This is a genomic window from Neisseria sp. HMSC073G10 (assembly GCF_001812605.1).
In the GTDB taxonomy this organism is placed as follows: domain Bacteria; phylum Pseudomonadota; class Gammaproteobacteria; order Burkholderiales; family Neisseriaceae; genus Neisseria; species Neisseria subflava_A.
Genome location: NZ_KV809536.1, coordinates 325,815 through 339,720, shown reverse-complemented (window position 1 = coordinate 339,720; position 13,906 = coordinate 325,815). Strand labels below are relative to the sequence as shown.

Annotated in this window: 13 protein-coding genes; 9 read left to right on the top strand and 4 right to left on the bottom strand. The window is 46.4% G+C overall.

What is annotated here, in order from left to right; genetic code table 11:
• On the top strand, positions 1-1,983 hold the full coding sequence (locus tag HMPREF2865_RS09785; RefSeq protein ID WP_070646896.1) for an ATP-dependent nuclease: 1,983 nt from the start codon (positions 1-3) through the stop codon (positions 1,981-1,983).
• A 224-nt stretch (positions 1,984-2,207) separates the two neighbouring features.
• Positions 2,208-2,654: an REP-associated tyrosine transposase gene (locus HMPREF2865_RS09780; protein ID WP_283120657.1), complete on the top strand. Its 447-nt coding sequence runs from the start codon at positions 2,208-2,210 to the stop codon at positions 2,652-2,654.
• A 209-nt stretch (positions 2,655-2,863) separates the two neighbouring features.
• On the opposite strand, the gene nrdD is transcribed toward HMPREF2865_RS09780, so the two are convergent.
• From nrdD to HMPREF2865_RS09760, 4 genes are all read right to left on the bottom strand, one after another.
• Entirely contained in the window at positions 2,864-4,708 is a 1,845-nt protein-coding gene (gene nrdD, locus HMPREF2865_RS09775; RefSeq protein ID WP_083309595.1) for an anaerobic ribonucleoside-triphosphate reductase, read from the bottom strand.
• 54 nt (positions 4,709-4,762) lie between these two features.
• A complete protein-coding gene (gene nrdG, locus HMPREF2865_RS09770) occupies positions 4,763-5,272 on the bottom strand; it encodes an anaerobic ribonucleoside-triphosphate reductase activating protein (RefSeq protein ID WP_070625375.1) in 510 nt (169 codons plus the stop codon).
• A gap of 274 nt (positions 5,273-5,546) precedes the next feature.
• A complete protein-coding gene (locus HMPREF2865_RS09765; RefSeq protein ID WP_070646894.1) occupies positions 5,547-6,689 on the bottom strand; it encodes a THUMP domain-containing class I SAM-dependent RNA methyltransferase in 1,143 nt (380 codons plus the stop codon).
• A 116-nt stretch (positions 6,690-6,805) separates the two neighbouring features.
• The gene (locus HMPREF2865_RS09760) at positions 6,806-8,197 is read right to left on the bottom strand and encodes a nucleobase:cation symporter-2 family protein (RefSeq protein WP_004519768.1); all 1,392 of its coding nucleotides are present in this window, start codon (positions 8,195-8,197) and stop codon (positions 6,806-6,808) included.
• Positions 8,198-8,533: 336 nt separating this feature from the next.
• Here HMPREF2865_RS09760 and dapA point away from each other — a divergent pair, with 336 nt between their 5' ends.
• The 7 genes from dapA to hemW all read left to right on the top strand — a co-directional run bounded on the left by dapA (position 8,534) and on the right by hemW (position 13,855).
• Complete coding sequence (gene dapA / locus HMPREF2865_RS09755; protein ID WP_004519769.1) at positions 8,534-9,409, top strand: 4-hydroxy-tetrahydrodipicolinate synthase; 876 nt, start codon at positions 8,534-8,536, stop codon at positions 9,407-9,409.
• A gap of 82 nt (positions 9,410-9,491) precedes the next feature.
• Positions 9,492-10,622: an outer membrane protein assembly factor BamC gene (bamC, locus tag HMPREF2865_RS09750; protein ID WP_003683593.1), complete on the top strand. Its 1,131-nt coding sequence runs from the start codon at positions 9,492-9,494 to the stop codon at positions 10,620-10,622.
• A gap of 121 nt (positions 10,623-10,743) precedes the next feature.
• Positions 10,744-10,974, top strand: coding sequence for an NGO_0222 family membrane protein (locus HMPREF2865_RS09745; RefSeq protein ID WP_036490655.1), 231 nt, complete (start codon positions 10,744-10,746; stop codon positions 10,972-10,974).
• Between the two features lie 9 nt (positions 10,975-10,983).
• The gene (gene rdgB / locus HMPREF2865_RS09740) at positions 10,984-11,577 is read left to right on the top strand and encodes an RdgB/HAM1 family non-canonical purine NTP pyrophosphatase (RefSeq protein ID WP_070646893.1); all 594 of its coding nucleotides are present in this window, start codon (positions 10,984-10,986) and stop codon (positions 11,575-11,577) included.
• Between the two features lie 75 nt (positions 11,578-11,652).
• Positions 11,653-12,162, top strand: a complete 510-nt coding sequence (locus HMPREF2865_RS09735) for a hypothetical protein (RefSeq protein ID WP_070646892.1) — start codon at positions 11,653-11,655, stop codon at positions 12,160-12,162.
• Between the two features lie 58 nt (positions 12,163-12,220).
• On the top strand, positions 12,221-12,583 hold the full coding sequence (locus HMPREF2865_RS09730; RefSeq protein ID WP_070646891.1) for a thioredoxin family protein: 363 nt from the start codon (positions 12,221-12,223) through the stop codon (positions 12,581-12,583).
• 96 nt (positions 12,584-12,679) lie between these two features.
• Entirely contained in the window at positions 12,680-13,855 is a 1,176-nt protein-coding gene (gene hemW / locus HMPREF2865_RS09725; RefSeq protein WP_070646890.1) for a radical SAM family heme chaperone HemW, read from the top strand.
• The last annotated feature ends 51 nt before the right edge of the window (positions 13,856-13,906 follow it).

The following is a 13,906-nucleotide window of genomic DNA, read 5'->3' as shown; positions in this document are numbered from 1 at the left end:
ATGATTTTAGGATTATTTATTAGAAATTTTAAAACTTATCAAGGTATGAATTTTGTTCCTTTATCAGATAATCACAAATTTTGTGGATTACTAGGAAAAAATGGGATAGGTAAAAGTTCAGTATTAGAAGCTCTAGATTGTTTTTTTAATGGCAAAGAATGGAATCTTCATTTTACTGTTAAAAGGAATGGGCTAAAAGTTCGCCCTTATATTGTTCCTATTTTCTCTATAAATAAGGATACTAGAATTCCTGAAGAGGTGAAATCCGTTATTACTAAACTTGATAATTTATTTAGAACAACTCCAAAAGAGAAACTTAACTTTGGTAGTACCCACTCATCAGTTAAAGACACTTTTATAAGTCTAAGAGATAGTATTATCAACAATCCTTTATTCAATAATGACTATGTATTTCCAATAGGTATCGACTATAACAAAAAAGCAACTTCTGCAATCTTTGATTCATTATTCCTCGATGATAATCGATCAGAAGATAATGATATAGAAAACAGAGGCTTCCTAATCGATAATCAATTAAAAGCTGTTTATACTTACTTAGTAGAAAATCTGGAATATATATATATTCCTAAAGATATAGATTCTGAATTATTCACCCGACTAGAAAATCAAGAAATTCAGACTTTGATGGGTGAAAAATTAGATCACATTTTGAGAGACAGGATTACAGAAACTGCAATTAGTGAAATAAATAAAGGTCTAACTGATTTTATCAATGAAATTAGCAATGAGTTAGATGGTTATGTATATAGAACCTCCACTGATAGGCAACAAAATTTAAGAAAAAGTGATATTCATAAATTAATTATTGACTCCTTCTTTAATATAAGAAAGTTACACAAAAGGGTTGATGAGTCAAACAATTATGTAGAAATTAGTTCATTAAGTTCTGGAGAAAAGCAAAAGGCAATTATTGATGTAGCAAAAGGATTGCTGGAAAATCATCGAGCTGATGGTAAAAATTTAATCGTTGGAATTGATGAGCCTGAATCCTCATTACATGTTTCTGCATGTTTTGAACAATTTGATTCTTTATTCAAAATGAGTAATAAATGTAGGCAAATAATTTTTTCATCGCATTGGTATGGCTTCCTTCCAACTTTAACATATGGAAACGTAAGCGTTATATCAGAAAAAGATAAAACTCATCACTTTGACCTTATTAACCTTCAAAATTATCAAGAACAAATTGTACATTTAATGCAAAGTTCTAAAGGGAAGCTTCCCTATGATATTAATTTAAAAAGTATTACAGACTTTATTCAGTCTATTCTCTCTAGCATTACATCTGATACTCCATACAATTGGATTTTCTGTGAGGGTAGTTCGGAAAAAATTTATTTTGATAAATATTTTGAAGATGAGATTCAAAATTTTAATTTGCGAATTATTCCAACAGGAGGTGCAAAGAAAATTAAACGGATATATCAAAATATTTTAACCCCGTATGGAGAAATTAAAGAAAATATTGATGGGAACACATACAACAAATGGGGGAAAATACTGTTTTTGTCAGATACAGATAATAAACTTACTCATTACGAAGCAAAAAACTACAATAACCAATATTCCAGATTGCAATGCTATAGATTGATTAATAATCAATCAACAAGATTGACTGAAACAGTAGCAATAAATGACTCATTAACCTCTCCAGCAACTGAAATTGAAGATTGCTTAAATGGAAAATTATTTATGGAAACATTGAAATATTTTAGAGAAATAAAAGAGTATGAATATTTAGAAAGTATTATAGATAAGGATAAAGAATATTCTGAGGAAGCTTCATATTTTTCACTCAATTTACGACCAAGTGAAACTGATGAATTAAAAGAATTTTTTGATTCAGAAGATGGAGATATGAAAATTAAATTCGCTGAAAAATATGTAGAGCTAATGTCTCAAGAAGATTATCAAGTTCCTTCTTGGATAGAATATATAAAAGGGTGGATTAGAGAACCATAGCCCATATTCCCAACCACGTGTGTGGTGTAACTACGCACGTGGCTGCTTGATTAACGGTTTGCCGTTTCAACTTTTAACAAAGTTAAAACCTTAAACAACAAACCGTTCCTTCTCCAACACTCAAACTGCAAGCAAAAATCCTATGGCGCGTTATCGCAGAAACTTCATTGCCGGCGGTACATTCTTTTTCACCGTCAAACTCGCCGACCCAAAATCACGCCTGCTTGTCGAACACATCGACTTCGCGTGCGGCTTATATGGATGTGCAAAAACAATATCCCTTTGAAACCGTCGCCGTATGCGTACTGCCGAACCACATTCACGCCATTTGGACGCTGCCGCCCGACGATGCGGATTATTCCCTGCGCTGGCGACTGATTAAAACCAAATTCTCCGCACATTTCCCTCGTGCTGAGAACCTGTCCGCCAGCAAACAGCGGCGGCACGAACGCGGTATTTGGCAACGGCGTTTTTATGAACACACCGTGCGCGACGAAATGGATTTGCAACGTTGCGCGGACTACATCCATTTCAATCTCGTCAAACATGAATTATGTGGCAATGTCCGCGATTGGCCGTTTTCGTCGTTTCACCGTTATGTGCGGGACGAATGGCTGCTGTTAGATTGGGGCGGGACGAAAGAAACGGCGGTAATGAGTTTTGGGGAGTGAATACTATAAAAAACTACCCACCGCGTGCGTGGCTGCGCCACACACCCTACCTGCGAATCAGACGGAACTTCAAAATATTAAAGTATCAAGCATTGTTGTTTAATTTAATTCAAATCATGCAGCTGAAAGAATCAATCTATCTAAACATGCTAAAGGCCGTCTGAAATTTCAGACGGCCTTTGCTTTTGTAAGTAACTTTTTTTCAACGATTACGCCGCTTTACGGTGATAATGCCTGAGCGCGTGCTCTTTGCGACGACCGCTTGAGAAGGCGGATACGCGCTTCAGATAACCGATCACTCGGGTGCCGTAGTCGATATCATGGCTACCGCAGGCAGAACAGGCGTGCAAAGTACGTTTGTCGATATGGCCGCATTCGTTGCAGATGGTGATGCGCACGTTCACGCAGAAGTAGTTGCAGCCGGTTTGCGCGGCGATGTCCAAGAGCGAGCGGTAGCCGGATTCGGGCAGGGCTTCGTCGAGGTTTAGGTGCAGCGCAGAGCCGCCGTCGAGCCAGTCCACCAGTTCTTTGCCGTGCAGCAGGAATTTGTCGAGCGCGTTGATTTCTTCGTCTTCGACGACGTAGAAATAGGAGTTATAGCATTCGCGGCTGACTTTGTAGCCGTCGGCTTTGTCCCATTTGGCGTTTTTCACGCCGAGGTTTTCGGCGGGGACAAACTCGGTGTTGAACTTCACGCCGTAGTATTTGCTTGCGGCTTGGTTGGCTTCGAATATGGTTTTCAGACGGCCTTGGACGAAGTTGATGTAGTCGTCGTTGTACCCAACTTTTATGCCTTGCGATTCGGCGGCTTCCGCCATGCCGTTGATGCCGATGGTGAGGAACTGTTTGTCCAGCGTGATGAAGCCTGCATCGTACACGGGCAGCATTCCGGCAGCTTGGTATTCTTCCATCAGTTTGCGGTAGGCGTATTGGTATTTGTGGATTTTGGCGACTTCGGCGGCAAGGTCGCGCCCGTCTTGTTCCAGCCGGTTCATGTTGATGGTGATGACGTTGATAGACCCGGTCGCCACGCCGCCCGCGCCGAGGGTGTAGCTGAAAGTGCGGTCTTCGATGGCGTTGCGCAGACGGCAGCAGGAAGCCAAGGAGTCGGGGTTGTCGGAAAGATAGACGAAGAAGGAATTACCTTCCGCCAATTCTTTCGCCATTTCGTCGGCAAACACGGTGTCTTTGCATTTGCCGCCGTCGGTCAGCATCGCAGCGGTCACGACAGGGAAAGTCAAAACGGCTTTGGTGCGTTCCTGATTGAACCATTTGAGGAAGAAGTTTTGCAGCTTCGCCACGCTCGCCCACACCGGTTTGCTGAAATCGGGAAAGATGAAATCGCCGAACATCGCGTCGAAATAGTATTGATCGTAAACGGAAATATTCCAAAACACGCTCTGATAGCCGCGCGCAGCAGCGGGCTGGTTGATGCTGTACACCACCTGCTGCATGTGGTTGGCGATTTCTTTGCCGTGGGTTTCCAAATAATCGTCGCCGTAGTCTTTGCGGGCGAAGTAGTCGAAATAAGTCAGAAATTCCACCGTTGCCACCGCGCCGGCAAATTGCGCGCTGATGGCAAACACGAGGTTGATAAACGAGCCGCAAAACGAAGCCAGATGTTGCGGCGCCTTAGATTCGCCGCCGAGTTTGCTTAAGCCGTCGAGCAGGAAGGGATACAGCGTAACCGACACGCAATAAGGCTTGAGGCTGGTTTCGTCGTGCACATAAATCTCATGCGCCTCAATCTGGCGGATGTATTCGTCGGCAACGGATTGGTCGAAAATTTCGGCGATTTTGCGCGATACTTGGGTGCGGTTAATCTGCACGAAAAAGTCTTTCATGATTTCCGCTTCCATCGTGGCGATGTTTTTTTGCGTTACGTTGGCGTTGGCGTCCATTTTCGAGCCGTCCGCCGCGTTTTGCGCGCTGATGTAGTCGCGCATGAATTGTAGTTTTCCGTTTAACTGTTCGGGATGCAGCCGAATCATGTTAATTCTCCTGTATGGTTTGGATGATTTATTAAACAATGACGGTTGGGCCGTCTGAAACATCGCTGTCAGCGAATACAATAAATTCAATTTAAATCAGTACAATACAGCATTGAGCTAAATTGAAGCCACTGGAAAAACTTTAGGCGCAGGTTTGTCTTTGATAAACAATCGGTTCAATACTTCGCCCGTACACAAATCAATAAACTTCTGATTGGTGGTCGGACTGTCTAAGCCGCCCAGCTCCATCTGCCAGCGGCCGGTTTTCAGATACGTAAGATAAGGCAGGATGCCGTCTGAAACCACCTCCAACTCCTCACGCTCCAAGCCGGTGTACAAGCAGGCTTTCAAACCTTCCTGAGCAACAATAACCAGCATTTTCTGCAAGGCTTCCGGCTGCCATTCCCCGCCCATAAACAAGACGCAGCTAATCAGCCCGCGATAGCGTTTCAGACGGCCTTTTAAATAATCCTCGGTCAATTCCGTGCCGATGCCCTCTTTCCATGTATCGGCACTATGACAGCCTTTACAACGCAGCGGACAACCGGAAAACAGAAACGCCAGCGACACTTCGCCCGGCACTTCCTGCCAGACAATTTGCTCAACTGTAAATTTCAAACCGCTCATTGCAACACCATAAACACAAGATATGGTGTGAATTAAAGCACAAGACTACTAGATATGGTATTTTTATTTAACAATGTATTTTACTTATATAATAGATTTTTATTATTTAACTAATTGCGAATTACTATAAAGCAGTAGTTTTAAACCAATAAAAAGGCCGTCTGAACACGATTCAGACGGCCTGTAATTAAAAAAAGAAAAGCAAACTCCGTTATAGTAAAGTCTATAAAAAGGCCGTCTGAAATCATCTTTCAGACGGCCTCTATTTCAGGTTTTAGCCCCGATTTGAGCCTTTAACCATATCCATCAAAAACAATCGGCAATCCAAGTTGCCATTAAACAGCGGAATTTTACGCTTCGGAGAAAGGCGCATAAATTTCGGCATATCGCGATCGCCGGTAAACATCCCAACCAGCCAGCCTGCGTAATGCTGTTTCAACCATGTCCCCAGTTGCGGATAAAGCGCCTGTAAAGCCTGAATTTCGGCAAGGCGCACGCCATAAGGCGGATTGGAAATCATAATGCCGTGTTCGCCGTTTGGTCGAGCGGTCTGCGCATCTTGCACGTCAAAGCGGATGAAATTATCCACTTCGGCGGCTTGGGCATTGGCCAATGCGGCGCGGATCATATAACGGTCGTTATCACTGCCGGAAATTGGCGCGACGGCTGGTTTGATTTGTTTTTCAGCCTCACGGCGCAGAGCTTGCCATTTTTCTTTGTCGAAGTTTTGCAGTTTTTCAAAACCGAAACGGCGCATCAAGCCCGGTGCACGGTGTGTCGCAATCCATGCTGCCTCAATGGCAATCGTGCCACTGCCGCAAAACGGGTCTTGGAAAGGCTGCGTACCGTCATAGCCTGCCAAAAGCAGCAAACCTGCCGCCAAGTTCTCTCTCAATGGCGCTTCGCCGGTATCCTGACGATAGCCGCGTTTGAAGAGAGCTTCGCCGGAAGTATCGATAAAGATTTCCACGTTGCGCTCATCGATAAAGGCATGAATGCGGATATCGGGGTTGATTTTACCCACGCTCGGACGCGCATCATAAATATCGCGGAATGCATCGCAGACGGCATCTTTGATTTTCAAACCGACAAAATCCAAGCTTTTCACATTGGCGCGCTTGCCTTCGACTTTGACTTTAAAGGTCTGCTCCAGCTTAAACCAACCCGTCCAATGCAGATTTCGTGCGAGTTTGTAGATATCGTGTTCGTTGCGATAACCGCCTTTAGTCAAACGCAGTAAAACACGGCTGGCAACGCGCGAATGCAGGTTGATGCAATACACCTGCTCCATCGTGCCTTTACATGCCACACCGCCGTCAACAGCACGTATATCCTGACATGCCATGCTTTCGAGTTCTTGCGTCAAAGGCGCTTCCAAACCGCGAGGACAAGTGATAAAAAGTGAATAAACCGTCATATAAAACCTTTCCGGGTAGGGCTATCCGAACCACTCGGATAACAAATAAAAACAATATTATAGCCGAAAACCAAAAGGCCGTCTGAAACTTCAGACGGCCTTTGAATAAAGCTTGCTTAGTGCTCCAAACTATCGGTTTCCACCTTAACCGCTTTATCGGTTTTATCCTCCGGCAAAACCAAGTTCAACAATACTGCCATAATACCGCCTGCGGAAATTGAGTTTTGGAACAATACCGGCAGGTTTTTGAACACTTCCGGCTCAAATGCCACGCCCAAACCCAAACCGACAGAAGTCGCCGCGATAACTGCTTCACGACGGCGAATACCGTGGCTGACCAAAATCCGCACGCCGGCAATCGCAATCAGGCCAAACATCAACACCATCGCGCCACCCAAAACAGGACTCGGAATCGTAGTAAACGCGCGGCCGATGACGGGGAACAAACCCAACAATACCAAAATCGCCGCAATATATTTGCCCACATGACGCGAAGCCACGCCGGTCATTTGAATCACGCCGTTATTTTGCGCAAACGTGGTTAAAGGCAAAGAGCCCAACGCAGTCGCAATTACAGAAACCAAACCATCTGCCAATACGCCACCGCGCAGACGTTTGGTGTATTCCTCACCCTCAATCGGCTGCTCGGAGACCATCGCAGTCGCCGTCAAATCGCCCACTGCTTCAAATACGCTCAACAGGAAAATCGCACCGGCAACGATAAACGCGTGCCAATCAAATGCGAAACCATATTTAAACGGAACAGGCAGGGTAATCAGCGGCAGGTTTTGCAGGGCGGAAAAATCTACTTTGCCCAAAAACAGCGCAACAATATAACCGACAATCAAACCCACCGCGATGCCGCTCATACGCAGCAATGGGTTTTTCAAGCAGTTGAAAACCAATACAATCAGCAACACCAGCGATGCCAGACCTAAGTTTTCCATCGAACCGAACGTACCGTCTGCTTTCGCACCGAAGCCGCCGCCAAAGTCAGTAATGCCGACATGCACCAAGCTCAAGCCGATCAACATGACGACCACGCCGCTTACAGTCGGCGTAATCACTTTTTTCAGATAAGGCAAAAGCCAAGCGGAGAAGCACACCAAAAACGCGCCAACAAAGGACACGCCCAAGAGCGTTGAAATCATCACATCTTTAGTCAAGCCGCCCTCTTTCATACCGGTACCGAGCGCAATCATCACGGTAACAAAAGAGAAGTTGACCGACTGAATCGACAACATACCCGAACCGACCGGCCCGAAACGGTTAACCTGCAAATAAGTGCCGACACCTGAAGCCACCATCGCCATCGACACCAAATAAGCCGTCATTTCAACCGGCAGCTCCAACGCCCCGCCGACAATCAATGCCGGAGTAATCATCGGGACAAAAATCGCCAGAAGGTGCGTAACCGCACTCAACAACGCATTCCCAAACGGCGGCTTGTCTTCCAAACCATAAACCAAATCAAGCGATTCCGCCTGTTTTTCAGTCATTCCGGCCATGTTGAACCTTCTCTCAAGAATCGTTAAAAAATATTAAGATGCGTATTTTAACCAATTTGAAATGTATCAGCAAATTCAAAACCATCAGGCCGTCTGAAAGTTCCGCCCAGCCGTTTTCAGACGGCCTCAAACCGCCTTAACACATTTTAATTCTTGACATCATTTTTCTACCTAAAAACAAACAAACCAATGATTTAAAAATGTATTATTCATTAAGATAATGACAAGTCACCATTAAACAGCAAAGCCTCATAGCGGATATGTTTCACACAAACAACAAAGTAAGCTACAATCCACTGCATAATTCACCCACACCATAAAATTAAAGGTTTCCGTATGTTAAAAGGCAGTCTGGTTGCCCTGATTACTCCGATGAATCAAGACGGCAGCATCAACTACGAACAACTTCACGACTTAATCGACTGGCACATTGAAAACGGCACCGACGGTATCGTCGCAGTCGGCACCACCGGCGAGTCAGCCACCCTGCCTGTCGAAGAACATTTGGCCGTTATTGAAGCCACTGTCAAACACGTCAACAAGCGCGTTCCCGTTATCGCCGGTACAGGCGCCAACAATACTGTCGAAGCCATCGCCCTTTCCAAAGCCGCCGAGCAAGCCGGTGCGGACTACACCTTATCTGTTGTTCCCTACTACAACAAACCTTCGCAAGAAGGCATTTACCAACATTTCAAAGCCATCGCCGAAGCCACTTCGATTCCGATGGTTATCTATAATGTTCCCGGCCGTACCGTCGTCAGCATGAGCAACGACACTATTTTGCGTTTGGCCGAGATTCCGAATATCGTCGGCGTGAAAGAAGCCAGCGGCAATATCGGTAACAACATCGAATTGATCAACAGCGTTCCTGAAGGTTTTGCAGTATTCTCCGGCGATGACCCTACCGGCCTGCCTTTCATGCTGTGTGGCGGTCATGGCGTGGTAACCGTTGCAGCCAACGTTGCACCGAAACTCTTTGCCGATATGTGCCGAGCCGCCCTTGAGGGCGATATTGCGACCGCCCGTCGTCTAAACGAGCAACTTATCCCAATTTATAACACCATGTTCTGCGAGCCCAGCCCGGCCGCGCCCAAATGGGGCCTGAGCTTATTGGGCAAATGCGAACCCCATGTTCGCCTGCCTTTGGTAGCACTGACCGAAGCCGGTCAAGCCAAAGTCCGAGCCGCTCTGGAAAAATCAGGACAAATCTGATCCGGAAATAAGGCCGTCTGAATCCCAAACACCCTTTTTCAGACGGCCTCCCTGTTAAGAACTCCATCCACAGGAAAACAAGATGACCTATATTAAACCCATCGTAGTAGCCCTCGCCCTGATTAGCATGACTGCCTGTTCCGGCAGCAAAAAAGAACAACCCAAACTCGACTATCAAAGTCAATCTCACCGCCTAGTCAAACTGGAAGTACCACCTGATTTGAACAACCCAGACCAAGGCAACCTCTATCAATTACCGGCAGGCAGCGGCGCCGTCCGCGCCAGCGATTTCAACAAACGCCGCACCCAAGCCGTACAGCAGCCTGCCAATGCAGAAGTCTTGAAATCCGTTAAAGGCGTACGCCTTGAGCGTGACGGCAACCAACGCTGGTTGGTTGTCGAAGGCAAATCGCCTCGCGAAATTTGGCCTTTGCTGAAAGTGTTCTGGCAAGAAAACGGTTTCGACATCAAATCTGAAGAACCGGCCATCGGCCAAATGGAAACCGAGTGGGCTGAAAACCGAGCCAAAATCCCTCAAGACAGCCTGCGCCGTCTGCTGGATAAAGTCGGCTTGGGCGGCATCTACTCTACCAGCGAACGCGACAAGTTCATCATCCGCATCGAACAAGGTAAAAACGGTTCGACCGACATCTTCTTTGCCCACAAAGGCATGAAAGAAGTTTATGCCGACCGTAAAAAAGACACTACGATGTGGCAGCCGGGTGAAAACGACCCTAACCTCGAAGCCGCATTCCTCGCCCGCTTTATGCAATACTTAGGCGTTGACGGTCAGCAAGCCGAACAGGCTCTGACCCAAAGCGTTGCCGCCCGCAGCAATGCTTCTGAATTGGCCCGTGTGGACAACGGCACTCTGTTGCTGGCAGGCGATTACGGCCGCAACTGGCGCCGTACCGCCCTTGCGCTTGACCGCATCGGCCTGACTGTTATCGGTCAAAATGCCGAACGCCGCGCCTTCTTGGTTCAACAAGCGCCAACCGAAGGCGAAGCAGTTGCCAATAAAAAACCAGGCCTGTTCAAACGCGTATTTGGCAAAGGCAAAGCAGAAGCGCCAAAAACGTATCCTGAAATCATCGTGTATGTTGAGCCTATCAACAATGGCGCACGCCTCCATCTGTTGAACAAAGACGGCAGCCCATACAAAGGCAGCGATGCCTCCACATTGTTGAGCCGCCTGCACACAGAATTGCGTTAATCCGTTATTCGACTTAAGGCCGTCTGAAATATTCAGACGGCCTTTTTAACGAATACGGCATGGTTTCAAATTCCCAATCTGACGTTATAATCAGAACATTTTTCCCCTTACCCAAGCTGCCATGACCCGACAAAAAGCCTATCTGCTCCTGACCGCCCTGTTTACCCTGATGTTTATCGTCCTGATTCTGTTGGGCGCTTATCTTCTGAGCATTCACAGCAAACAATTTGCCGTTGCCGCCTTTCTGTTTGCCTTTGCCGCCGTTTTTGCCCAAATCGGCAGCCTTGCCCTTTACATCCGCCACAAAGCACGCGCACAGATGGCTCGTATGCAGCAAACCGAAACCCATTAAGGAAAAACCATGTTTGAAAAAATCGTCCTTGCCAGTGGCAATGCAGGCAAACTCAAAGAATTTTCCCGCCTCTTTGCCGACTTAAACATCGAAGTCCTGCCGCAATCGCAGTTCAATACGCCCGAATGCCCCGAGCCGTACCATACCTTTGTTGAAAATGCCCTGGCTAAAGCACGCCATGCCGCCAAATACAGCGGCTTACCGGCACTTGCCGACGACTCCGGCATCTGCACCAACGCCTTAAACGGCGCACCCGGTATTTTCTCCGCACGTTATGCAGGCGAAAACCCCAAATCCGATGCCGCAAATAACGCCAAACTCTCTGCCGATCTTGCCGATAAAGACGACAAAAGCTGCTACTACGTCTGCGTCCTTGTCCTCGTCCGCCACGAAAACGACCCGCAACCCATCATCGCAGAAGGCATCTGGCGCGGACAATGGCAGACCGAGGCAGCCGGTACAAACGGCTTCGGCTACGACCCGCATTTCTATCTTGCCGAACACGGTTGCACCGCTGCCGAGCTTGATCCTGAAATCAAAAATGCCGAAAGCCACCGCGCCCAAGCATTGCGTGAACTATTAAGAAAAATCGAATCCTTATAAATCAATAATAGGCCGTCTGAAAACCTGAAACGTTTTTTTAGATGTTCTAAATCCAACAAATAATGAAAGAAATCCATGTCCCCTAAGCAAATCCTGATTGTCGCCATCCGCTTGGTCGTTTTAATCGGCATCGTACAAACACTTGGCGGCATTGCTACCATATTCGCACAGTCAGAAAGCATGTATGACAGCAAACAAATTCCGCCCGTACTGATGTTCTACGGCTTGTATTTAATTGCATGGCTGCTGCTATGGTGTTTCCCTGCCACCATTGCCAACCGCCTATTGCCCGAACATCTGCAAACCGTACAGGAAGCCCCAAAACACCCTGCACCATGGCTGACGACCGGTATTGTATTAATAGGCATATATACTGTTTTCCAAGCCATCCCCGACCTAATTTACCAGTTCTCTCTCTATCTTTTTGTACAGTCTATCGCTATCGACACACACACATCTGTTTGGGCGAATCTCGGCGCACAAAACCAAGCTGGTATACTTGCTAACATCGCGCAGCTTTTTATCGGCATTTTTCTGCTATTCGGTGCACCCAAACTCTCATCTTGGATACGCAAAAGACTTTAATACATAAAAACAACAGGCCGTCTGAAACCTTCAGACGGCCTACCTCACATTCATTCCCATGCCCAAACCCTCACCTGAAGAATTGGCAGCCTTTGCAAAACACGTCGCTGCCTTCATCCCAACCATACCTGACGAACTTCTGCAACTCATTGACAGTCAAGAAACTGCTATCGTCTTTTTAGGCAAACCAAGCTGTTCATACTGTCGCCGTTTTGTTGCAAAACTGTCTACCGTTTCCTTAAACAAGCAGCTTACCATCCGCTTTACAGACAGCAGCAACAAAATAGCTTTAAAAACTTTTCGTGAACAATACGGCATCAAAACTGTTCCCGCATTACTCAAAATCTCACAAGGCAAAATAAAATCCGTCTGCAATTCCAAATTATCAGAAGAAGAAATTGAAGCTTTTTTGAGCGCTTAGACTTCGCATATTTCCTACTGATTACTTTCCCCGCCGACATTTCAGTTAAAATAGCGGCCTAAAAATTTCAGACGGCCTTGAGCCTCAACACATACCATGACCCAAATTACTTTCCAACGCCCTGGCCAGCTAACCGCCCTGCCTCCTTTATCACTCTATATCCACATCCCGTGGTGCATCAAAAAATGCCCATATTGCGACTTCAATTCCCACAGTCTCAAAAACGGCCTGCCGGAAGAAGCCTATATCGATGCCCTATTAACCGACTTGCAGCTTGAATTACCCAATATTTGGGGCAGACCTGTGGAAACCATATTCTTCGGCGGCGGTACGCCCAGTCTGTTTCAAGCGGAATCAATTGACCGTTTGTTAAGCGGCGTGCGCTCGCTGTTGCGCTTGCAACCCGAAGCGGAAATTACTTTAGAAGCGAACCCCGGCACATTTGAAATTGAGAAGTTTCAAGGATTTAAAGATGCAGGTATTACGCGTCTGTCTATCGGCGTACAAAGTTTTAACGACGATATGCTTGCTCGATTGGGACGCGTTCACAATGGCAAAGAAGCCCTGTCAGCCATTGATACTGCATTGAAATTATTTGATAAAGTCAATATCGATTTGATGTATGCCCTGCCAAACCAAACCGTTCAGACGGCCTTAAACGATGTGCAAACCGCTATCGCAACAGGCGTATCGCATATCAGCGCATATCATCTGACAATGGAACCGAACACGCCTTTCGGTCATACACCGCCCAGAGGATTGCCGCAAGATGAAGCGGCGTTGGATATTGAAGATGCCGTACATGGCGCATTGGAAAGCGCAGGCTTTATCCACTATGAAACATCGGCTTTTGCAAAAGCTAATATGCAATGCCGCCATAATTTGAACTACTGGCAGTTCGGCGATTACTTGGGGATAGGCGCAGGCGCACACGGCAAAATTTCCTATCCCGACCGTATCGAGCGAACTGTCCGCCGTCGTCATCCCAACGACTATCTTGCCGCCATGCAAAGCAATCCGCATGAAGCAGTTGAACGTAAAACCGTTGCTACCGAAGACCTTCCATTCGAGTTCATGATGAACGCCCTGCGCCTAACCGACGGCGTACCTGCCTCAATGCTGCAAGAACGTACCGGCGTACCCACTGCAAAAATCATGGCTCAAATCGAAACCGCCAGACAAAAAGGCCTGCTTGAATCAGACCCGACCGTGTTCCGCCCGACCGAGCAAGGCCGTTTGTTCTTAAACGACTTGTTACAGTGTTTTTTATAAGTGCGATTTTACAACAGCTGACACATTTTTAGATTTGCTTAATTTTCCACA

Excerpts from the sequence above, each read along its gene's own strand:
- HMPREF2865_RS09735 (WP_070646892.1), top strand. The coding sequence starts at position 11,653 with ATGTCCCCTAAGCAAATCCTGATTGTCGCCATCCGCTTGGTCGTTTTA.
- rdgB (WP_070646893.1), top strand. The coding sequence starts at position 10,984 with ATGTTTGAAAAAATCGTCCTTGCCAGTGGCAATGCAGGCAAACTCAAA.
- dapA (WP_004519769.1), top strand. The coding sequence starts at position 8,534 with ATGTTAAAAGGCAGTCTGGTTGCCCTGATTACTCCGATGAATCAAGAC.
- hemW (WP_070646890.1), top strand. The coding sequence starts at position 12,680 with ATGACCCAAATTACTTTCCAACGCCCTGGCCAGCTAACCGCCCTGCCT.
- HMPREF2865_RS09730 (WP_070646891.1), top strand. The coding sequence starts at position 12,221 with ATGCCCAAACCCTCACCTGAAGAATTGGCAGCCTTTGCAAAACACGTC.
- bamC (WP_003683593.1), top strand. The coding sequence starts at position 9,492 with ATGACCTATATTAAACCCATCGTAGTAGCCCTCGCCCTGATTAGCATG.
- HMPREF2865_RS09760 (WP_004519768.1), bottom strand. The coding sequence starts at position 8,197 with ATGGCCGGAATGACTGAAAAACAGGCGGAATCGCTTGATTTGGTTTAT.
- nrdD (WP_083309595.1), bottom strand. The coding sequence starts at position 4,708 with ATGTTTCAGACGGCCCAACCGTCATTGTTTAATAAATCATCCAAACCA.
- HMPREF2865_RS09785 (WP_070646896.1), top strand. The coding sequence starts at position 1 with ATGATTTTAGGATTATTTATTAGAAATTTTAAAACTTATCAAGGTATG.
- HMPREF2865_RS09765 (WP_070646894.1), bottom strand. The coding sequence starts at position 6,689 with ATGACGGTTTATTCACTTTTTATCACTTGTCCTCGCGGTTTGGAAGCG.
- nrdG (WP_070625375.1), bottom strand. The coding sequence starts at position 5,272 with ATGAGCGGTTTGAAATTTACAGTTGAGCAAATTGTCTGGCAGGAAGTG.
- HMPREF2865_RS09745 (WP_036490655.1), top strand. The coding sequence starts at position 10,744 with ATGACCCGACAAAAAGCCTATCTGCTCCTGACCGCCCTGTTTACCCTG.